Here is a 21,930-nt window from a genome sequence, read left to right as displayed (position 1 = left end):
TTCTGCGCATGTCAGAAAAATTGTTCGATTCATATTCCGATCCAATCCCGAATCTCAGGTACGATATTCAACGCATTCCTATTCAGGATAATGGAAGATCGTTTATCTACTTTTATGATCAGTTAGGTTATTCAACTCCTGATTTTGCTTTGCCTACAGATGCTGAACCGATTCTTTCTTTGATGGATGGAACCCGTTCCGTAAACGACATTATTAAATTCAGCTCTGATGAAGTTACTAAAGAACATATTCTGGGTTATGCGCGGTTTCTGGATGAAAACGGATTACTAGATTCTGAGTATTTCTCCGAACATGCTGAACTGATCGAAAGTGAATATGAAAAATCAAAAGCTCATCGATCTGTTACCGCCGGAAACTCTTACCCTGCCGATCCTGAAGAGCTCACAGAATTTCTCAATGCAGCTTTTCAAAATCATGCCCATTCAGACTCGGTCGATACCGCTAAAGCTCTTTATACTCCACATATTGACCCACGCTTTGGGATGGCATCCTACGTTAAAGCTTTCTCGGCAATCAGGAATTTAAAGCCTAAGCGGATATTTATCCTGGCTACATCTCATTATTCAGGATTGTATAACAATGAATACTCCAATAAGCCTTTCATTATTTCAAACAAAGACTTTGACTTACCAAATGGTTTAGTGAAAACAGACAAAAGAACGATCTCTCTCATAAAGGAACAAACCTCTCATGATGAGATATTCGGGACTTCATTTTCTGATCGAGCCCACAGAATTGAACACAGCATTGAGCTACCTCTGTTATTTCTGAATCACATTTGGCAACATGATTTTGAGATTGTTCCTATTCTGGTTGGCAATTTTGATCAGCTATATTATGCCAAAGATGGATTTCTAGCTAATCAGATAGAAGCCTTTACTTATTTGCTGAATCAGCAATTCAATGATCAGGACACTTTTTTTCTTATAAGCGGAGATCTGGCTCACTTCGGAAAGAAATTCGGTGACCAACAACCCGCATCTGAACTATTCGATAAAGTAAAAGCCTTTGATGAAGCCTTTCTGGAAGTTGGCGCAAATAACGATTCTAAAACTATGCTGAAAATCATGAGTTCGGAGTATGATCCGTATAGAATATGTGGCTTCCCTCCTCTGTATGTTTTTTTGAATGCGTTTCCTGAGTTAAATGGAAAAATAATTTCCAGAGATCTTTGGGATGAAACCGAACGAGAAAGTGCCGTCAGTTTTGGGAGTATTCTTTTCAATTAAGGATTATTCTATGACCAATTAACAATGATTTTTACATTGTTAATTGCCTAATTCTTAATTGCTCTATTTTTACCTACTTTCTTCAAACTAAATAATCAGGGTATTTATGAAATTTGAGTTTCCACATCCTTTAGCCATTCTGTTGATCTTCATCGCACTGGCTGCTGTTCTTACTCACATTATACCGGCGGGACAATATGATAGAGTTACCGATGAAGCTACCGGTCGGGAAGTTGTGGTTGCTAACAGCTATCAAGAAATTGAAGCGAACCCGGTTGGGATATTTGAAACCATTCTGAAAGTTCCTGAAGGACTTATTTTTGGTGCAGATATTGTCGTTTTAATCCTCATCATTGGTGGTGCTTTCGTTGTTGTAGATAAAACGGGCGCGTTCACAGATGGAATAAATGCACTGGTAACTAAGTTCGAACACACACAAGATCGGGTAATTATTGTTGTTGGAATTACTTTCGCAACGGTGGGATTACTGAACAACACCTTTGAAGAAATAATAGCCATGGTTCCCTTTCTGATCGTAATGGGTAAAAGAATCGGATATACCAAAACAGGTGTACTTGCCATAAGTGCCGGTTCTGCGATCATCGGTGCAGCATTTAGTCCAATGAACCCATTTGCAGTTCTGTTGGCTCAAAAAATTGCTGAAGTTCAACCATTCTCGGGTACCCTTTTCAGAATGATCGTGTTTGTAATCGTACTTAGTTTCTGGATCTATTGGGTGACCAAAAAAGGAAAATCCAGTGAAAAGATAGAAATTGAAGCACCAGAGAAAGATTTCAAACTTCCACTACGTTCCGCTTTAATTCTGATTTTAGTCGCAGTCACTTTTGCGGTTATGGTATATGGAATTCTAGCCTGGGATTGGGACTACAACCAGATGTCTGCTTTGTTTTTTGTGATGGGTATCGTTTGCGGAATTATTGGCAAACTTGGCATGAACGGAACTTCAAGAGCGTATGCAACCGGTTTTCAGGAACTTGCTTTTGCAGCAGTTGTGGTTGGGTTAGCACGAAGCATATTCTTAGTTCTTGACGAAGGCAGAATCATTGACTCCATTGTATACGGACTTTTTAATCCTTTGAAAGATCTGCCTCTTGCTGTTTCAGCGGTTGGAATGACCGTTTCTCAAGCCTTGCTTCATATACCCGTTGCAAGTAATTCAGGTCAGGCTGTATTGACGATGCCTTTGCTTACTCCGTTGTCTGATTTGATTGGCATGTCGCGTCAGGTAATGATTCTCTGTTACCAGTACGGAGCGGCAATGATGGACATGATCTCCCCAACAAACGGAGCATTACTAGCTATGATAACCGCTGCAGGAGTGAGCTTTAAAGAGTGGTTCTCGTTTTGCATCAAACCCTTTTTGATCATCATGGGGATGTCTTTGGTTGCTATATTCGTTGCAATTTTTATTGGTTTATAGAATATGAGTGAAACTCTTCGATCTGTTTTAATTAGAAGAAGAAAGTCTGAGATGGTAGAGTTTATGGACAGTCATCCGGAATCTTTTGATCAAGCAATAAAATTAGCTCTCGAAAATGAAGAGAATTTATCATGGAGAGCGACATGGCTTGTTGCCGGGGTTATGGAAAAAGATGATCAAAGAGTTAGACCTTTTATTCAAAAAATAATTGAAGTACTTCCTGACCGGGACGATGGACACCAAAGAGAGCTTTTGAAAATTCTACTGAAAATGGAGTTGGATGAAGACTTCGAGAGTTTGCTATTTGATATTTCAGTAACTCTGTGGGAACAAGTTCGGAAACAGTCTTCTGTTCGCTATTATGCTTTTCAAGGTATGATGAAGGTAGTAGAAAAATATCCCGAATTGAAGAATGAGGTTTTGTCACTAGCTCAACCTCATTTCGTGAATACACTTTCGCCGGGAGTTAGGAAAGGTGTTCTTAAAAGTATTAATGAGTTGACATCTCAGAATTTAAGTTAATACAAGTAACATAGTATTGCGGTTTTAAGGTGTTATGGTGGCGTAAATTTAGACCACCATAACACCTTAAAACTATCGCACCTTCTTCACTACCGCACCTCAGCTCCCTTTAATCTCCATCTTCTCGGCAAAATAATCACAGAAATCCATCATGTCTCCTGAAATGCGTTCGTCGTTGGTAGCACGTTTTAAAGTATCTGCCATTGTTACCAGTGTTTGATGGAAGAAAATTTTCATCTCGTCTACGGTCATATCTTTCGTCCACAGATCCAGCTTTAAAGTATCTTTAGCTTCAGAATCCCAAAGTGAAAGCAGCATTGCTCTGCACTTTGCTTCTCCCATTCCATTCATATCATCCGCATTCCAAATGATGTTTTCTGGTACGTTATCCTGGTCAAGTTCTACTGAAATATTAATGTCTTTCTTTGGCATAAAAAGTGGTTTTGATGTTTACTCAAAGATAAGGGGAATTCGCAAGAGTTCGAGAAATTTTAAAAAAACAAAAAAATAATTTTTGAGAAACTAAATGGTTGCGTATATTTATGCAACCTAATGATTGCATAATCAACTAGTTTTTTATGAAAAGAGACATTTTTCAAGCCATTGCAGATCCAACCAGAAGAGCGATATTGGTTTTAATTGCTACTCAGGCATTAACTCCAAATGCACTTGCTGATCAGTTTGACATTACACGACAAGCTGTATCAAAACACATAAAGATCCTGAATGAATGTGAATTACTGGAACAAGAAAAAGTGGGCAGAGAAATTTACTACGAACTAAAAATCGATAAAATGAAAGAAGTTGATCAATGGCTGGAGCAATTCCGAAAGATCTGGGAAAACAGATTCGATCAACTTGATGACTTATTAACTAAACTAAAATCAGAAAACGATGAAAGCTGATCTTCAATTCGACTTCCTTGCAGACAAGGAAAACAACACACTTACTATAAAACGGGAATTTGCTGCTAACCGACAATTAGTTTGGGACTGCTATACTAAAATAGAACTCCTGAACCAGTGGTTTGCCCCAAAGCCTTTCACAACTAAAACCAAATCCATGGATTTTAGTGAAGGCGGTCATTGGCATTATGCTATGGTGGAACCAAATGGAACGGAATATTGGGGCTACACTGAATATTATGAGATAAACCCGATCGATGATTACCGAACCGTGGATGCTTTTTCTGATAGTGAAGGAAACATTAATCCCGATCTGCCAAAGGCGAAATGGCACGTTCAATTTTCAGAATCGAATGATCATGCTGTGGTAACAACCGTAGTTAATTATGAATCTCTAGAAGATCTGGAAACCGTCATAAATATGGGCATGGAAGAAGGTATGATCTCAACCCTTGAAAGGTTAGATGAATTACTCGAAACCTTAACTAAATAACTCTAAAATTATGAAACCACAACTTATAAACGACTTCATAGTCGATAAAGAAAATAGTATAGTTAATGTAACCCGTGAATTTACGGCAAATAAAGATCTGGTTTGGAGAACATGGACAGAACCTGAGCTGCTTGACAAATGGTGGGCTCCAAAACCATGGAGATCCGTAACCAAGAATATGGAATTCGAAGAAGGCGGAAGACGCTTATATGCAATGGTTGGCCCAAATGGAGAAGAGCATTGGGCTTTTGCAGACTATTCTTCAATCAATCCAAAAGATAATTTTTCGTACAGTGACGGATTTTGTGACAGTGAAGGAAATAGAACCGAATCTCTTCCTGATTCCTCCTGGACAGTAAGCTTTAGTGAATCTGATGGAGTAACAACGGTTTATGTAGAAATCAAACATGAAACTCTGGAAGATCTCGAGAAGATTATTGAAATGGGCTTTAAAGAAGGCTTTACAGCTTGCCTAGAACAGTTAACTGAGTTATTAAATAACGATTAAATATTAATCCGCTATGGCAACAACAAAAATAACGATTGATTCAATAATCTCAGCAACTCCGAAAAAAATTTGGTCCTACTGGACTGAACCTGACCATATCATAAAATGGAATTTTGCCTCCAATGACTGGTGCTGCCCAAGTGCTGAAAATGATCTGGTTGTCGGTGGCAAATACAAAGCCCGAATGGAAGCTAAAGACGGGAGTTTCGGCTTCGATTTTGAAGCTGTCTACGATGAGATCATCAAACAAGAAAAGATTACTTATACCCTTGCGGACAACAGAAAAGTAACAACTACTTTTGAGAAACTGAATGGTACAACTAAAGTCATAACGGTCTTTGATGCAGAATCCGAAAACCCGATCGAAATGCAACGCGACGGCTGGCAGGCTATTCTGAATAATTTTAAGAAGTATGTGGAGTCTTGAATAAAAGCTCTGACGCGAAGTATAATATCGAAGGTGAATCGGTCTGACGGCTAATGTCCGTCCGACCGATGCCATATCGCTCCAAAGAGGAGAAATCCTTCAGACGGCATATCCGTCAGATGGATTATTTTGTGGAACAACTCCTTCCGAACGCTCTGCGTCGGAATGTAAAGTTGGTGCATATTGAGTATAAGCTGCAAGCCTTTTATAATTTAGCTATTCCGTTTTTAATGAGTCCACCGGATTAGCCATAGATGCTTTAATAGAATGATAACTCACGGTTAGCATGGTAACTAATAAGCATGCAAACGCCCCTGTTGCATAAATCCACCAATAAATTTGAATTCGATACTCATAATCCTGTAGCCAGATATTCATCATATACGAAGCAATTGGCATAGAAACCAAGCACGCTAGTGTAATTAAAATTCCGAAATCTTTTGAAAGAAGGATCCAGAGATTTGTTACCGAAGCGCCGAGTGCTTTTCGAATTCCAATTTCTTTCACTCTTTGTGCAACCATAAATGCTGATAAACCAAACAACCCAAGACAACTGATCAAAATAGCTAAACCACTAAATAGTGTTGCTAACGTTCCGGTCTGCTCTTCAGCTTTAAATTTGGTAAGATATTGATCGTCAGCGAAGGCATATTCAAATGGGTGTTCGGGAACTACTTCTTCAAAAACCTCTTCTATTTTTGATAATACTATTCCAAGCGAAACTTCAGGATTTACTCGCAGAAACATGTGACTCATTGGATCAGTAGTGGAAAATAACATTAATGGCATGGGTTCCTCAAATGGAGAGCCTTTGATCATATCTTTAACAACTCCAATAATAGTAAATGTGGTATGACCATTTCTTTCACTACTTGAGCTCAATTGCTTTCCAATGGGGTTTTCTAATCCCATAGCTTGAATGGCTGATTCACTTAGAATAATATTCGCAGATTCAGCTTCTAAATCTCTCGAAAAATCTCTACCTGCTATTAACTCAAACTTAGTAACCTTCCCATATTCCGGGCTAACGTAAATCGTATTAAATGTTATCGGAATTTCATCAGATGAGCCTGATAGTCTAAATCCTCCGTTATTTCCCAATGTGTTTGTAAGCGGATAATTTGATAAGGCTACTTCTTCTACCGCTCCGGTATTTTTTAATTCAGATTTCAATACATCGAAGTTTTGATAAACAGACTGGCTACCTGTCATTGTTATCAGGCCTTCTTTTTGATATCCGGTCGATCTGTTTTTCGCGTGTTGAATTTGTTCATTTATAGTAATCGTACCAATAATCAGTACAATAGAAATGGCAAATTGAAATACTACTAATCCTTGTCGTAAACGCTCGTTTTTCTTTCCCTGCCTAAGCCGACCTTTAAGCGCTTGCACCGGTCGAAAAGATGACAGAAACAGCGCAGGATAACTACCCGCCAGTAAAGCCACTATCGAACTGAATCCAAAACTTATGAGCCAAAACGCAGGGTTTCTCCATTGAAATGATATTTCTTTGGCGGTAAATGAATTAAATAACGGGAGCAAAAAGTAAACCAACGATAGTGATATAATTAATGCTCCAAATGCATATAAGAACGACTCTGTTAAATACTGACCTACTACTTCAGAACGGAGTGAACCGATTGCTTTTCGAATCCCTACTTCTTTTCCACGTGTTTGGAATCTGGAAGTATTCAGATTCATGAAATTGATACACGCAATGAGTAGAATAAAAATTCCGATCGCTCCATAAAGCCGTATAAACTGAACCAGCTTACTCGTAACCTGTTCACCAAGTTGATTCGTCGCATAAAAATGCCAGTCTTTCATAGGAAGTAAGAATAATTCTCTTGGGTTATCATCGCCATCCCGATAAGGTTTCAATACATCTTTTATGGCGAGAGAAGCTGCTTCCGGGTCAGCATTTTCATTGAGCAAAGCAAAGACCTTCATATTGTAATTATTCCAGACATAAGGCCTGTCTTCATTATATAACAAAGCCATAGAACCAAAGAAATCAGCGTCTCCAAAAGTGGAGTTTTCAGGCAAGTCTTCAAAAACACCCTGAATGATTAAGTCTGCACTAGAATTCAATGAAATGGTTCTCCCCATTGGATTTTCTTCATTGAATAGTTTACCGGCAAGACTCTCCGAAATAATTATGCTACCGGGATTTTCAAGCACACTTCTTGTGCCTTTTTGCATATTCAAGGTGAGGATATGAGGAATATCTTTTTGGAAGAAATACCCCATTTCCCGATAATGTTTATCATCAAAAAGCAGCAACTGTGGGGCAGGACGATAAAATGTCATCGCCACATGCTCGAAGTAGTGAGGGAACTTCTCCTCCAGTTCTACTCCTAAACCGCCTGTCTGCGAGCTGCTGACCTGTATGCCATTATCAGATATGTCTTTACGCATCACCTGAACGATTCGATCATAATGCCGATGATTTGTATTGTAGGAATATTCATCATAAATCCAGAGTGCTATAAAAATGGTTACAGTCATTCCTAAAGCAAGCCCTCCGATATTTATTAGAGAAAAAAATTTATTTCTAATAAGTGTCCGGTAACTGATTTTGATATTATGAGAGAACATGGCAGGATAAATTTCAGGTGATTTAAAATTTTTGATAGCAAACGGTCTCAGATAATTCAAAACCTGAAACCAATATTTTAACTTTGCTTTAAAAGCTGTGTGTGTTTTTACTGATGCATAAAACTGCTCCTCCAAATCACCCAATACCTCTTCCCGTAATTCTTTTTTCAGGAAAAAAGTCAGGAATCGAATGGCTATTTTTGGAGGCTTTGGATCCATTTATCCCACGTTGAATTTAAGATCAGCAAAAGCAGGAAACTGACTCCACAACGAGAGTTTAATATCCCTGGAATCTTTAAGTGCTCGTTGACCGGCTCCTGTAATTTCATAGATACGCTTACGTCTACCACCCCGCTCAGCAGTAGGTTTCCCCATTTCTGAGATCAAAAATCCTTTGTCACCCAGTCTGCTTAGTGTAGAATGAACTGCCCCGATAGATACGGAGCGATTTAATTGATTTTCGAATTCTTCTGCAATTTTGAATGCATACGCTTCATCTTCAAGTATCCCTACAATGAGTAGTAGCGTTTCTTCAAAATCTCCAAGTTTTGTTTCTTTCATAATGTTTATTACTAAATTGTAGAACAAATATAGAAGAAAAATTTATAACCTCTACTATTTAGAAAGAAATAAGTTTCAAGTATCGGTTTGTAATTTCATTCCTTGGCTAAGGTTGAAACAAAACAACAAACAATTAGTACCCATTGTCTTTCTGATTACCGAAATTGAATCATGAGTTTAGAAGACCAACTAATTTTTTTATTTAGCGCACTGGGTGGAGTAAATGGGCTTTTTCTTAGCGTATATTTTGCATTCTTCATCAAGAAACGAAATGAAACCACTTACCTTCTATCTTCTCTTTTGTTTGTAATTAGTATTCGGGTTACTAAATCTGCCTTTTTCTTTTTCTATGGGGGATTGTCTAGTTCATTTATACAAATTGGATTAACAGCTTGTTTACTTATCGGACCTTTTTTGTACTTGCATGTCCGTTCAACAACAGATAAAAAGTATGAATCCTGGAATTGGTTGATCCATATTCTTCCAATAATTATTGCCATGATCATTATTGGTTATACATACCCATATCAAGAACATCGTCATCTTTGGTATCGAAATGCGGGAGGTATACTTGGTTGGTTTATGTACATTCAATGGTTTTTGTATTTACTATGCGCCAGTTACTTAGCAAAAAACTCATTCAAAAAAATATTCTCTAAAAAATTCGCGATTGGAAGTCAGGATATCTGGTTGGTAAATGTAGTCTCCGGTATTTGGGTTGTCTTCCTTGCCTACTACTCAAATGGATATACTTCATATATTGTTGGAGCTCTGTCTTTTTCATTTATTTTCTACATATCTATATTGCTTTGGGTATCAAGGAAAGGAAAAGTTGCTCCATTTTTTGAGTCTCAGGAAAAATATGCTTCAAAAACCATCGCCCCTAAAGAATCCGATTCGATTGCAATAAAGCTTGAGCAGTTGTTTAAAGAACAAGAGCTTTATAAAAATCCTGATTTGAAGCTTTCGGAAGTGGCAGACAAAATGAACCTTGTTCCGAATTATCTCTCTCAGTTTTTAAATGGCAATCTGGACAAAAGCTTTACGAACTTTGTTAATGAGTATCGTGTACACGCTGCTGAAGATATGCTTAGAAATAATGACCTTCTTACTGTAGAAGCTATTGGACAGGAATGTGGTTTCAAGTCGAATTCAACGTTCTATGCTGCTTTTAAAAAGATAAAAGGTGTTACACCCGGAGAATTCAAAAAAAATCTGAGTAATTCTTCTACAGATTTGTAAATCCGAAGTTCAATGTTGGGTTCTTTAAGATTTCTTTTGATAGGTTTTCTGGAATCAACAATTCAATTATTCCTTTATGAAAAGCCTGATATTACTTGCTGTTGTCTTTTTTTTTAACTGTTCCGACTTCAGCTCAAATAGATAAAGAACAAAAATTACTTCAAACCGGTGTTCAAGAGGTTAATGATTGGTTGACCGAAAATAAAAAATCGGACTATTTTGAAATAGATGAGGAGAGCCTAAACGCTTTTGGTTACAGGCTACTTTATAATTTAAATAAACCTCAAGAAGCAATAAAAATATTTGAACTCATCATCCAATTATATCCGGAGTCTTCAAATGCATTTGATAGCGCAGCTGAAGGGTATCTGATTGTTGAGGATTTCGAAAAATCTATTCAGTATTATCGAAAAGCTATTGAACTTAATGGAAGAGCTCATTTCCATCAAATTGGTTACTTAAGGCCGAATATTTATCAACCAACCCTCCTTCCTCCAGATACAGTAAATTTATTTCGTAAAATGGGTAATTGGGAAAATGAAATAGCCTTTGTGTACGTACAAGGCGGGCCAGATCTGCAACTTAATATAGGTCCCAGAGACGGATTACACTTAATGCCAAATCATGAAGATCTGCTAAAAATATACCCATATCAGGCACAGATATTGAATCCGAAAACGATCATATCCAGCCCGATTTTGACTGAAAAGCAAAGTGCTTATGAAAATGCAGAAAGTGTTGAGATTCTAGACAGAGTCATTAAATATTTAGTTGATCGCAAAAAGAAGGTGTTTTTAATAGGGCATTCATACGGAGCTTCTATAAGTATGGAATATGTTAACTCTAGAAAAAATTTGGCGGAAAAAGTAGTTTTAATGGGCTTGGATTTAGACGAAGATATCAGCAGTTGGGAAACTCTAAACTCTGGTGAGTACATAAGATGGGAAAATGGAAAGGAGCCATTTGCTAGAACTGTTTTTGGAGGAATTTCAAATAAACATCCTTTAAAATCCTCTTTCGATAGAGTTGCAGATAACCTGACCATGATTGTTAGAAGTAACATGGAAAAAAAGTATACCAAGCTACTAGAAGATGAGGATTTTAAAAAAATAATATCCGTTTATTCAACTCAAGATGAAGCGAATGGAAGAAAGTCTACAGAAGAAATAAAGATACTTAAGCAGAAAGGAACTACCGTTGTAGAAATTGAAGGAAACCATCATAGCATGTTAACTACTGAATTTATGACTGCTCTTTACGAATACTTAATGAATGCCAAGCCATTAGAGAGCAAATATTAAAACGAACTCTTTGTAGGTTAATGTTCTCAAATTTCTTCTTCAGATTTGTAAATCCGAAGTCCATTTTTGGGTTCTTTAGTTTTTCATTTTATAGATTTTACAAAACATCAATAATTAACCCATACCTATGAAAAAGTTTTTCTTATTCGCTTTTGCCCTTTTTTTGTCAACCTCATTACATGCCCAAACTGAAAAAGAACTAATAACAGATACCATCAATGATTATATAGAGGGCACATCTTACGGTAATCAAGATCAAGTACGAAATGCCTTCCATCCGGATCTGAATCTTTACTCCATCAGAAATGGCAAACTTAATGTTTGGTTTGGCCAGGATTATATAAATGGAATTATCGAAGGAAGAGATACCGGAAGAAAAGGGAAAATTCTATCTATCGATTATGAAAATGATGTTGCAGTAGCCAAAGCTGAGATCATTATTCCGGGCCGCGATGCTCCATTTATCGACTACTTTATGCTTGCCAAAGCTGACGGGAAATGGACTATTATCCATAAAGCTTACACTGTTAAAACTTCTGATTGATGCCTTTACACTTTTCGGATTCATTATTCATGAATACCCAACTAATACTCAGCTTTACAGTTCTCTCTCAACGTATTCAAAACATGAGAAAAGTCTTCAGGTAATTCAGAATCAAAACTAACTTTTTCCCCGGTAGTAGGATGTTCAAAACCCATGGTTTTTGCGTGGAGTGCTTGTCGGTCTAAACCTGTGATCAATTTATGGAACATCACTTTTCGGGACCCGGTGTTGGAACCATAACGAACCGTTCCTACGCGGAGTTTTGGAGCGGGATAAGTCGGTCTGACGGCTGAAGTCCGTCTGACCGATGCCGTATCCGTTCAAAGAAGAGAAATCCATCAGACGGGATATCCGTCAGATGGATTGTCAATTTACTCCTCGTTCTGAATGAGCTACGACCGAACATAAAACATCAGGCTCCAAAAAATTACTAAGCTTCTCACATTAGTTCGAATTGACAAAGTCCTGATTCATCATTCAATATTCTTCGGTTCAATATTCAATATCCAACTAATACTCCGCTTTGCAGTGCTCCCTTAGCATATTCAAAACATGAGAAAAGTCTTCAGGTAGTTCCGAATCAAAACTTACTTTTTCACCAGTGGTTGGATGTTCAAACCCCAAGGTTTTAGCGTGTAATGCTTGTCGGTCTAAATCTGTGATCAATTTATGGAACATCACTTTTCGGGACCCGGTGTTGGAACCATATCGAACAGAAGTTCCGCCATAGGTTTTATCCCCAAATACGTTGTGACCAATATGATTAAAGTGAACCCGGATCTGATGTGTTCTTCCCGTTTCCAGTTTTACTTCCACCAAACTCAGGTAATCAAAATATTCAAGAACTTTCCAATGAGTAACGGCGTGCTTGCCTTTTCCTTCCGGTAACACCGTCATCAATTTACGATCGTGTCTGGAACGGCCGATGTCTCCTTCAATGGTTCCCTCCTCTTTTGGAGTTCCCCAAACTATCGCCCAATATGTTCGTTCTACATCTTTTTCTGCAAACTTCGCGGAGAGATTTGCGAGGGCTTCATCGTTTTTAGCCACTACCAATAATCCGCTGGTGTCTTTATCCAGACGGTGCACAATTCCCGGGCGAAGATCATTATCCTCATTTTCGGCTAGTTCGTCTACGTGATACATCAATCCGTTCACCAAGGTCCCCGTCCAGTTGGCATAAGCAGGATGAACTACCATTCCGGCTTCTTTATTCACCAAAATGATATCGTCATCTTCATATACAATATTGATATCCAGTTTTTCAGCGACAGCTTCGGGAGGCGGAGCTTTTGGTAATTCGATAAAGATCTCATCACCCGGTAACATTTTATAAGATGGTTTTTCTTTTTTCCCGTTTACCTGAACATATCCGTCCTTAATAGCTTCCTGAACTTTGGTTCGGGTAGCATTTTCAACGAAGTTTGTGATATACACATCAAGGCGAATCGATTCCTGTTGACCTTCCGGTACTTTGAATTCGTAAACTGTGGTTTTCTTTTCTTCTTCTCTACTCACTTTATCTTTTTTTGTAAGGATTATGACTCCAAGCTGTCTAACTATAGAGAATTTTAAATTTTTGATTCTAAATTTTGAATTATGCCTAAAGATAACCTTATACAACAGAAAAGTTTTGATTTCTCTTTATCAATAATCCAGCTATATATATCCTTAAAAAAAGAGAGAGAATATGTACTATCAAAACAACTGCTAAGAAGTGGGACGAGCATTGGTGCAAATATTGAGGAAGCCATTGCCGCACAATCCAGAAAAGATTTTATTCATAAAATGTCTATTTCATCTAAAGAAGCCAGAGAAACAGCCTATTGGTTAAAACTTCTTCAAAAAAGTGATTTGACTAATATTGATGTATCTTTATACTTGAATGAAATTGATCAGATAATCAGAATTATAACATCAATTATAAAAACGTCACAATCTTCAATTCAGAATTAATAATCCAAAATTCATAATTCAATGATAGAATCATTGCACATAAAAGATTTTGCTTTAATTGACGAGCTGGAAGTTAGTTTCGGGCAAGGGTTAAATATCCTCACCGGACAAACGGGAGCAGGAAAGTCGATCATCATTGGTGCGTTGAATATGATCCTGGGTGAACGAGCTGATACAGAAGTCATCCGTCGTGGTGCAGATAAAGCCATCTCTGAAGCGACTATCAAATATTTTGAAAACAAAACTCTGAAGAATTTACTCACAGATAATGAAGTTGAGTTAGCTGACTATCTGATCCTGAGAAGAGAAATTCGTCAAACAGGAAGTCGAGCTTTTATTAATGACACTCCTGTAAACATTGGTGTTCTGAAAGCCGTTGGGGATCAGCTCGTGGATCTGCACGGACAACACGACCATCAACTCTTGTTGAAAGAAGAAAATCACAGAAGTGTGATAGACGGTTTTGGAGAAATTGAACCAGTTTTAAATTCCTATCAGAAAGAATTTAGCAAGATGAAGTCCCTTCAAAAAGAATTGTCTTCATTAAAGAAAAGAGAATCAGATCTACAGGAGAAAACAGAACTTTATCGCTTTCAGGTAAATGAGTTAGCAAACGCAAATCTTTCGGTAGAAGAAGAAGAGGAATTGGAAGCCGAAATGAATCTTCTGGATAATGCAGAATTGCTTGATCAAAAAGCAGCTGCGATTTCTGAAATGGAAGAAAGTGATGACGGGAATATTTCTCAGCTATTAAATCACTTAAAACTGAATCTTGAAGATCTAACCAGAATTGAACCTGAATTTTCAACTTATCTGGAAGAAATAAATGCTGCCCGTGTCAGTATTAATGAAGCTATCCAGTTTGCAGAACGATATCGAAGTACGATCGAATTCAACCCGAACAGATTGGAAGAACTTCGTCAACGACAAAGTGAGCTGAATCGAATTCAAAAGAAATATCAGCGGGATATTCCGGAGCTGATTAAATACTTGAATGAGATTCAAAGAGAACTGTCTATTGCTGATAACTTTGATCTGGAAATTGAAAAAATTGAACAATCCATATCAGATCAACAGATAAAATTAGCTCACTCTGCTAAACAACTTCATAACAAAAGAACACAGATCGGAGAGCATTTATCAGAACAAATTCAGATCGAGCTTGCTCAATTAGGAATTCAACATGCAAATCTGAAAGTTTCTGTTGAATGGCTATTTGCAAACAACGGCTGGGTAGATATAGATGGACAAAAGGTAGAATGCACCGAATTGGGTTGCGATGATATCCGAATATTCATCTCAACGAATAAAGGTGAAGAACCTAAACCTCTCGCAAAAATTGCATCGGGCGGAGAGATAAGCAGAGTAATGCTGGCATTGAAATCTATTCTGGCCAAAGAACAAAGCTTGCCGGTAATGATCTTTGATGAAATTGATACCGGTATCAGCGGCGAAGTTTCAGAAAAAGTAGGCCGGGCAATGCGGAAGTTATCTAATCATTGTCAGATCATAGCCATAACTCATCAACCACAAATAGCGAGTCAGGCGCACCATCACTACAAGGTGGATAAGCAGGAAACTGAAGACCGAACCATTACACGAATACTGTCCCTTTCCAATGAAGAACATATTCGCGAAGTAGCAAGTCTTATGAGTGGTTCTGAGATTTCAGAAAATTCTCTTAAAAGTGCCGAAGAACTGATCTCACGGAACACTTTTAAGAACTGATTTATTTGATCAGTGTCATTTTTCCGGAACCAATAAAACTGTTTGATACATTCGAAGTTGCTCTGATTCTGTAAAAATAAACCCCACTTGGTTGATCGGAAAGATTAACTGTGAAATCGTTCTCTCCAATAACTGTTCTTCCGGTCAATGAATTTACTTGTTGCCCGTTCGCATTATAAACAGTGATCCGAAATTCTGTACTTACAGGTGATCGAAACTGTACTACTGTACTTGGGTTAAATGGATTCGGATAGTTGCCGAGAAGTTCAAATTTATCGGGATAGTCTGATTCGATCTCATTAGACGTTTGAACCTCTTCATGAGCACCTTCATTAATCCATTGTTTGATCTTGTCAATCTCATCAGTAGAAAGCTGACCTCCCTGAGGCATTCTATCCCCAAATTCCGGACTTTCTTCAATTTTATCCACCAAAGGACTCCCCTGAGCATTGTTCGGAATTACATGCTTACTATCATACGTGCTGGAAGGACTTGTACTCGCCATTACCGCAGAATAAGAACTTGAATTGAAGCTATTCTGACCGGCGCTATGACAAGAATTACAATTACTAGTAAAAATTGGTTGAATGTCATTACCGTAATCTATCTGAGCAGTAGCTGTAAAACTTATTATGCTAAAACTTAAAACTAGTAACATTCTTTTCATAAAACATCTCCTTTCTTCAATTTAGTTTAATATCAATCTAATTAAATTTTATCAGAAATCAATTGAGTTATATGCTTTGCTTTCGTTTCAGTTCCGTCAAATATCTGATGTCTACAAGAGAACCCAGAAGCACATACGCTACTACGATTATTATCCTCTTTAATTGCAGGGAATAATCGTTGGCTTCCGATTTCCATAGACACTTCAAACTTATCTTTTTCATACCCAAAGCTTCCGGCCATTCCGCAACATCCCGCGTCTAATTCTGTTACCTTAAATCCAACATGCTCCAGTATTTTTTTGGACAACCTTTTTTTAGAAAGCGCTTTAGCGTGACAGTGTTCATGTACAATTACAGGATCATCAAACTTTGATGCAGGCAGTAATTCTAGATTCGAAGCCAAAAACTCTTCAAAAGTATAACAGTGTTTAGCTAATTGATGTGCGTCTTTTAAATGCTGTTCATCGCACAGATCCAGAAATTCATCTTTTACCGTTAGTATCTCAGATGGCTCCAGACCAATTACCGGGATCTTATTATTTGCGAATCCCTTTAATTCAGAAATCGCATTATGAGCTATTTTTTTAGCTTCTTTTAAAAAGCCTTTTGATAATTGAGGTCGACCGAGCTCATCAACTTTTGGAACTATAACCTGAAATCCCATTTTTTCTAACACGAATACTGCTGACTTGGCTACTTCAGGTTCATGATAGTTTGTAAAGAGATCTACAACCAGCGCTACTTTCTTTGAAGCTTCCTTCTTTTTATATGATCTCCACCATGACCGGAAGGTCTGATCAGAAAACTCCGGAAGTGTTCTTGATGAAGATATTCCGGCAATATTTTCCAAAAGCTTCTTTGTTACCTCAAGGCTTGAAATCCGGTTTGAAAGCCTCGGAAATAAAGCCGCCAAAGGATATAGTTTTGATGAATTAACAAAGAATTTTTCTCCAATGGTACTTCTGTGCTCTTGATGCCACCCATTCATAAACTCTGCCTTCATTTTTGCCATATCTACATTGGCAGGACATTCGCTTTTACAAGCCTTACAACTCAGGCAGAGGTCCAGTGCTTCTTTTAGTTCTTTAGACTTAAACTGATCAGGATTCTCTCCCTCAAAAACCTGCCTGAAAACATTAGCTCTACCTCTGGTACTGTCTCTTTCGTCTGTAGTAGCCATATATGACGGACACATTGTACCACCACTTAATGAAAGCTTTCTACACACTCCAGCACCGTTACAAAGCTCTAAAGCTTCATTTAAACTACCTTCTCTTCGCCAATGAAATTCTGTACTCACCGGTTTTGAATGATATGCCGGAGAGAACCTTAGATCTTCTTCAATTGGTTTTGCGTTAATTATTTTCCCAGGATTGAAGATGTAATTAGGATCCCAGATCTCTTTCACCTGCTTTAAAATCGGCATCATTTCTTTACTGAGAACTTTTTCAATATAAGGTGCTCTTGCCCTTCCGTCACCATGTTCTCCCGACAATGATCCCCTGAACTCACCAACAAGTTCAGCAATTTCTTCAGCCATGATTTTCATCTTCTCGATTCCTTCGGGAGTCATCGTATCTATCATAGGGCGAAGATGCAGTTCACCTACAGATGCATGAGCGTAGAATACACATGTGGTTTTGTGTTTGTCCAAAAGCTTCTGGAATCGGTTTACATATTCAGGCAAATCCTTGACTCGAACAGCTGTATCTTCACAAAAAGTTGGTGATCTTGCTTCTTTACCTAATCCCATTAAAAGACCAAGTCCGGCTTTTCTCAGATCGAAAACACTTTTCATTTCTGAAGCATCCGAAAGTACTGGAAAAGAATATCCAAGACCTTTGCTACTTAGAGATCGTATCAATTCATCTATTTTCAGATCAATTTCGGCTTCATCGTTACCTGTAAATTGTACGACAAGTATGCTTTTAGGCTCCTTATCCAGAAAAAATCTGTTTTGTGATTGTTCCGGATTGGCCTTTGTAGCATTCAGAATAATATCATCAATAAGCTCAACAGCACTAGGATCATATTTTACTGCCTCAATAGTTGCTACCATGGATTCATTGATAGTATTGAAATGAGGTATCACTATTTTTTGAATTGAATCTGTTTGAACAAGGTTTAATGTAGCGGACCCTGTCATTGCCAGTGTGCCCTCGCTACCACAAAGCAACTCACATAAGTTAAATGCTCTCCCCCCATCGGTGAAAGGCTCCATTTCAAGCAATTTATCCAGAGCATAGCCGGTATTTCTTCTAATTATTTCCGGATGCGGATAATTTTTCTTAATCAGTTCTTTATTTTTTTCAAGCAAGGATAGCATACTGCGATAGATACTTCCTTCAAGATTCTGAAGCTTTTTCTTTTCCTCCAGTTCGTTTGGCGAAAGTGGCTCAAACCTGGCTATGCTTCCATCACTTAAAACCACATCCATTGAAAGTACATGCTCTCTTGTCGTTTTATACTTGATGGAAAACGATCCGGATGAATTATTTCCGATCATCCCACCGATCATACACCTATTTGTGGTAGAAGTATCAGGACCAAATAACAGATCATGCTTCCCGACTTCATGATTTAAAACATCCCTGATCACTCCGGGTTCAACAATTGTTCTTTTATTCTCAGTATCAATTTCTACGATCTTTGTCATGAATTTTGAAATATCCATGATCACACCTGATCCCGTAGTTTGCCCTGCTAAACTGGTTCCTGCACTCCGGGCAGTTATTGAAAATCGTTCTTTATTAGCTTTCAGAACCAACTCCCTGATATCATCAACCGATCTTGGAAATGAAACTCCTTTTGGTGTCTCTTGATACATAGATGCATCCTGAGAGTAAAGCATTTTTGTAAGTTTATTAGAATCTATCAACTGGGATCTTCCTTTTTATGAAAAAATTTTGTGTTAATTAATACTGAAAATCAATTGGAACCTGAAAAATCATTTTCAAAGAGGTCGGCTTTTTCTTTAAAGTAAGTTTCTCCGGTTATCGCAAATAACATATTTAATTGGTCAACATGAATATCATGATAATCAGAATTTAAAAAACGATTCTTTAGATCATAACTACTAATGCCACCGGGGTTTCTGAAGTCCTCAATATAATTTTCAATTGTTGTCACAGAAGCATTGAGCAAATACAAACTCTCCTCATCTTTGGTTAGTAAATAATAATCGTACAAACCATAAATGGCATAAATAAATCCGTTAAGCACATGAATAGGATTTTCAGCCGGGTATTCCTCGATCCAGTAATAATTTTCATTATCTATATATCCGATCCAATCCTGATCCTGACTTTGAAGAAGTTTAAATGTCTCGAAAGTTTGGTGTGCCCATTCCAAATATTTAGACTCATTCGTCACACCATACATTCTCACAAAAAAAGTCAACATTCTGCCTTGAGCCATTCCTGAATACCAAGGAGTTTGAAACCTATCTTCATGCGAGTATTCGAATTCAAAATTATAAGGAAATAATAAAATCTGATTATCATCCCTTGACTCCTCAACTAATCTATCTGCAATACGCTTAGCCAATGTTAAATAGTAAGAATCCCCACTTCGTATAAATGCATCCACATATCTTATTCCATACAGGGATGTAAACACAGGATTGTAATACATTTCTCCATTTTTAATCTGCACCGGAACGGAGTCCTGATCGAAATACTCGATCGTAGTAGATATATAATTCTCCCTGATATATGGTTGCTCCAAGTATGGTAACTCCTGATAGGAATACTCAGTCACCTTAACTGAAGACAGGTCTTTTAGATCTTCTTCAATTTCTGATTTACAGGACAGTACTAAGACACTGATTAACAGAAAAAAAATAACTTTAACATTCATTATGGAATAGCTGTTTATATATGCTTGTGAGTCCGGATATTAGCCCTTAATGTATAAAACTTTCTTTTATCTTTTTTACGATCTCGTCTCCTATAGCTAACCCGGCCGTAGCAGCCGGACTTGGAGCATTTAAAACATGAATCTGACGATCAACTACTTCAAAATAAAAATCATCTAAGATTTCTCCGTCCGATTTTAGAGCCATCGCTCTTACTCCAGATGGAGCAACTTTAAGATGTTCTTTCTTTACGCTTGGTATCAATTTCTGTAATCCTTTAACAAACGCAGCTTTTGATAAAGAGCGATGGTATTCGTCCATTCCCATCCTCCAATGCTTCTTCGAAAGCTTCCAAAACCCTGAGAAATTCATCATCTCCAATGCTTCTTCCATATCAAAAGAGAGTTTCTTATATCCTTCTCTTTTAAACACAGGAACGGCGTTCGGTCCACATTCTATTCCCCCATTTGCCATTCTTGTAAAGTGAACTCCCAGAAATGGAAAATCCTTATGTGGAAGTGGATAGATCAGGTGCTTTACTAAATATTCAGCTTCGGGTTTTAACTCATAATATTCGCCTTTAAAAGGGACTATCTGAATTGGCGATTTTATACCGGCTGCTCTGGCTACATGATCACAATATAAACCTGCGCAATTAATTAAATAGTTAGATCTATAGCTGTTCTTTTTGGTGTTTACAGAAAGAAAATCAACTTCAGTTTTAATGCGTACTACTTCTTCTCCAAAAGCTATATTCCCGCCAAGCCCAATTATTTTCTGCAGAAGTTTCCTGCACATTCCCGCATAATCAACAATACCTGCGCAAGGAACTTTGATAGCTCCAACACCACTGACAAAGGGTTCAATTTCTACCAATTCATTTTGATCGATCTTTTCTAAACCTTCTATCTTGTTCTCCAGTCCACGCTTATAAATAGAATCGAGTCTCTCCATTTCTGATTCTTCTGTTGCCACAATTACTTTACCGCATATATCAATAGCCACGTCGTTTTCTTTACAAAAATCTACCAGTTGATGACGGCCATTGATACAATTTTTGGCCTTGTAACTTCCCGGTTTGTAATAAATACCGGAATGTATAACTCCTGAATTTTTCCCGGTCTGGTGAGCTGCTACTCTATCTTCTTTCTCAAGAATTAATATTTTCGCATCCGGCATTGCCAATGAAAGTTTGTAAGCAGTGGAGAGGCCTACAATTCCGGCTCCTACTATTGTGAAATCATATATATTATTCTGCATTTTTAAAGATACTGTTACTTAACTTTAAGTTTCAAACTTTTCCCATATTCGCATTTATTTGTTACAGAACTGTTATCTCATTTAACAGAACTTTGCCTTATCTTTTGTTGTTAAAACAAATATGAAAATGACAAAAAAACACATACTACTCGGACTGCTTTTTACTTCTCTTCTGATATCTTCGTGCGGTGAGCCTCGCAAAAACCCAAGAGAGCTGAATGATGAGCAATTAAAAATTGGCGAAATTATCTGGAACTCGACTTTTACTGACTTGAATGGAAATGAAGTTTCTATTCAGGATTATAAAGGAAAAGTTGTTTTGATTGATTTCTGGGAAACCTGGTGCGGACCTTGTCTGCAAGTTTTTCCGGCGATGGATTCCCTAAGAAAAGAATATAAAGACGACTTCGCAGTATTGGCTGTAAACTTACAAGACAGTGATACTCCGAAAGAAGTGAAAGCTTTTATGAATGACAAAAATTATGACTTCAACTTTGTTCTTGATAAAAATGAGATCGGACCTAAGGTGATCAGTTTCGGAATCCCATTTAAGATATTTATAGACCCAAATGGCTATCTTATTAAAGCAGAAGTGGGTTCTAATGGAACTGAAGGCGATTACTTAAAAGCCAAGACCATTATAGAAGACAATAAACAATCATAGATTAGA

General features: G+C 37.6%; 22 protein-coding genes. 13 read left to right on the top strand and 9 right to left on the bottom strand.

Annotated features, from left to right (window positions below; genetic code table 11):
* Window positions 1–8 precede the first annotated feature (8 nt).
* The 3 genes from amrB (at window position 9) to A8B79_RS04710 (ending at window position 3,213) form a co-directional block, all read left to right on the top strand.
* Window positions 9–1,250 (top strand): AmmeMemoRadiSam system protein B, encoded by a 1,242-nt coding sequence (gene amrB / locus A8B79_RS04720; RefSeq protein ID WP_066218669.1) that lies wholly within the window; start codon window positions 9–11, stop codon window positions 1,248–1,250.
* 106 nt (window positions 1,251–1,356) lie between these two features.
* The gene (locus A8B79_RS04715; RefSeq protein WP_066218667.1) at window positions 1,357–2,691 is read left to right on the top strand and encodes a YfcC family protein; all 1,335 of its coding nucleotides are present in this window, start codon (window positions 1,357–1,359) and stop codon (window positions 2,689–2,691) included.
* Between the two features lie 3 nt (window positions 2,692–2,694).
* Window positions 2,695–3,213 (top strand): hypothetical protein, encoded by a 519-nt coding sequence (locus tag A8B79_RS04710; RefSeq protein WP_066218665.1) that lies wholly within the window; start codon window positions 2,695–2,697, stop codon window positions 3,211–3,213.
* A gap of 99 nt (window positions 3,214–3,312) precedes the next feature.
* Here A8B79_RS04710 and gldC read toward each other — a convergent pair whose 3' ends face one another.
* A complete protein-coding gene (gldC, locus tag A8B79_RS04705) occupies window positions 3,313–3,645 on the bottom strand; it encodes a gliding motility protein GldC (RefSeq protein ID WP_066218663.1) in 333 nt (110 codons plus the stop codon).
* A gap of 146 nt (window positions 3,646–3,791) precedes the next feature.
* Between gldC and A8B79_RS04700 the strand changes: the two genes are divergently transcribed.
* Genes A8B79_RS04700 through A8B79_RS04685 form a run of 4 tightly spaced genes read left to right on the top strand, consistent with a single transcriptional unit; the run spans window position 3,792 to window position 5,546 of the window.
* Complete coding sequence (locus A8B79_RS04700) at window positions 3,792–4,118, top strand: ArsR/SmtB family transcription factor (RefSeq protein WP_066218660.1); 327 nt, start codon at window positions 3,792–3,794, stop codon at window positions 4,116–4,118.
* Window positions 4,108–4,611, top strand: coding sequence for an SRPBCC family protein (locus A8B79_RS04695; RefSeq protein ID WP_066218657.1), 504 nt, complete (start codon window positions 4,108–4,110; stop codon window positions 4,609–4,611). Before A8B79_RS04700 ends, A8B79_RS04695 begins: the two co-directional genes overlap by 11 nt.
* A gap of 10 nt (window positions 4,612–4,621) precedes the next feature.
* Window positions 4,622–5,119, top strand: a complete 498-nt coding sequence (locus tag A8B79_RS04690) for an SRPBCC family protein (protein WP_066218654.1) — start codon at window positions 4,622–4,624, stop codon at window positions 5,117–5,119.
* A 13-nt stretch (window positions 5,120–5,132) separates the two neighbouring features.
* Window positions 5,133–5,546 (top strand): SRPBCC family protein, encoded by a 414-nt coding sequence (locus A8B79_RS04685; RefSeq protein WP_066218651.1) that lies wholly within the window; start codon window positions 5,133–5,135, stop codon window positions 5,544–5,546.
* A gap of 216 nt (window positions 5,547–5,762) precedes the next feature.
* On the opposite strand, the gene A8B79_RS04680 is transcribed toward A8B79_RS04685, so the two are convergent.
* Together A8B79_RS04680 and A8B79_RS04675 are read right to left on the bottom strand one after the other, a co-directional pair.
* The gene (locus A8B79_RS04680) at window positions 5,763–8,363 is read right to left on the bottom strand and encodes an ABC transporter permease (RefSeq protein ID WP_066218648.1); all 2,601 of its coding nucleotides are present in this window, start codon (window positions 8,361–8,363) and stop codon (window positions 5,763–5,765) included.
* Window positions 8,364–8,705 carry a PadR family transcriptional regulator gene (locus A8B79_RS04675; RefSeq protein WP_066218645.1) on the bottom strand — a complete coding sequence of 114 codons (342 nt, stop codon included), beginning with the start codon at window positions 8,703–8,705 and terminating at the stop codon, window positions 8,364–8,366.
* A 171-nt stretch (window positions 8,706–8,876) separates the two neighbouring features.
* Between A8B79_RS04675 and A8B79_RS04670 the strand changes: the two genes are divergently transcribed.
* From A8B79_RS04670 to A8B79_RS04660, 3 genes are all read left to right on the top strand, one after another.
* Window positions 8,877–9,947 (top strand): helix-turn-helix domain-containing protein, encoded by a 1,071-nt coding sequence (locus tag A8B79_RS04670; protein ID WP_066218641.1) that lies wholly within the window; start codon window positions 8,877–8,879, stop codon window positions 9,945–9,947.
* A gap of 191 nt (window positions 9,948–10,138) precedes the next feature.
* Complete coding sequence (locus A8B79_RS04665; protein WP_161485135.1) at window positions 10,139–11,248, top strand: alpha/beta fold hydrolase; 1,110 nt, start codon at window positions 10,139–10,141, stop codon at window positions 11,246–11,248.
* Between the two features lie 127 nt (window positions 11,249–11,375).
* Window positions 11,376–11,792 (top strand): nuclear transport factor 2 family protein, encoded by a 417-nt coding sequence (locus A8B79_RS04660; protein WP_066218636.1) that lies wholly within the window; start codon window positions 11,376–11,378, stop codon window positions 11,790–11,792.
* Between the two features lie 41 nt (window positions 11,793–11,833).
* Here the strand turns inward: A8B79_RS04660 and A8B79_RS16010 are convergent, their stop codons facing one another.
* Window positions 11,834–12,001, bottom strand: a complete 168-nt coding sequence (locus A8B79_RS16010; protein ID WP_235603581.1) for a hypothetical protein — start codon at window positions 11,999–12,001, stop codon at window positions 11,834–11,836.
* A 301-nt stretch (window positions 12,002–12,302) separates the two neighbouring features.
* Window positions 12,303–13,310, bottom strand: a complete 1,008-nt coding sequence (locus tag A8B79_RS04655; protein WP_082894060.1) for an RluA family pseudouridine synthase — start codon at window positions 13,308–13,310, stop codon at window positions 12,303–12,305.
* A gap of 81 nt (window positions 13,311–13,391) precedes the next feature.
* On the opposite strand from A8B79_RS04655, the gene A8B79_RS04650 reads away from it, so the two are divergent.
* Together A8B79_RS04650 and recN are read left to right on the top strand one after the other, a co-directional pair.
* A complete protein-coding gene (locus A8B79_RS04650; RefSeq protein ID WP_066219035.1) occupies window positions 13,392–13,748 on the top strand; it encodes a four helix bundle protein in 357 nt (118 codons plus the stop codon).
* Window positions 13,749–13,769: 21 nt separating this feature from the next.
* Window positions 13,770–15,476, top strand: coding sequence for a DNA repair protein RecN (recN, locus tag A8B79_RS04645; protein ID WP_066218633.1), 1,707 nt, complete (start codon window positions 13,770–13,772; stop codon window positions 15,474–15,476).
* A 1-nt stretch (window position 15,477) separates the two neighbouring features.
* Here recN and A8B79_RS04640 read toward each other — a convergent pair whose 3' ends face one another.
* The 4 genes from A8B79_RS04640 to lhgO all read right to left on the bottom strand — a co-directional run bounded on the left by A8B79_RS04640 (window position 15,478) and on the right by lhgO (window position 21,260).
* Window positions 15,478–16,143, bottom strand: coding sequence for a T9SS type A sorting domain-containing protein (locus tag A8B79_RS04640; protein WP_066218630.1), 666 nt, complete (start codon window positions 16,141–16,143; stop codon window positions 15,478–15,480).
* A gap of 41 nt (window positions 16,144–16,184) precedes the next feature.
* A complete protein-coding gene (locus A8B79_RS04635; protein WP_235603577.1) occupies window positions 16,185–18,995 on the bottom strand; it encodes an FAD-binding and (Fe-S)-binding domain-containing protein in 2,811 nt (936 codons plus the stop codon).
* A 77-nt stretch (window positions 18,996–19,072) separates the two neighbouring features.
* Window positions 19,073–20,002, bottom strand: coding sequence for a D-glucuronyl C5-epimerase family protein (locus A8B79_RS04630; RefSeq protein ID WP_066218625.1), 930 nt, complete (start codon window positions 20,000–20,002; stop codon window positions 19,073–19,075).
* Window positions 20,003–20,048: 46 nt separating this feature from the next.
* On the bottom strand, window positions 20,049–21,260 hold the full coding sequence (gene lhgO, locus A8B79_RS04625) for an L-2-hydroxyglutarate oxidase (protein WP_201118464.1): 1,212 nt from the start codon (window positions 21,258–21,260) through the stop codon (window positions 20,049–20,051).
* Between the two features lie 127 nt (window positions 21,261–21,387).
* Here lhgO and A8B79_RS04620 point away from each other — a divergent pair, with 127 nt between their 5' ends.
* Window positions 21,388–21,924, top strand: a complete 537-nt coding sequence (locus A8B79_RS04620) for a TlpA disulfide reductase family protein (protein WP_235603575.1) — start codon at window positions 21,388–21,390, stop codon at window positions 21,922–21,924.
* The last annotated feature ends 6 nt before the right edge of the window (window positions 21,925–21,930 follow it).

Origin of the sequence: Balneola sp. EhC07, from assembly GCF_001650905.1 — a bacterium.
Lineage (GTDB): Bacteria > Bacteroidota > Rhodothermia > Balneolales > Balneolaceae > Balneola.
Note: the sequence above shows the minus strand (reverse complement) of the source record. Positions and strands in the feature narration are given on the sequence as shown.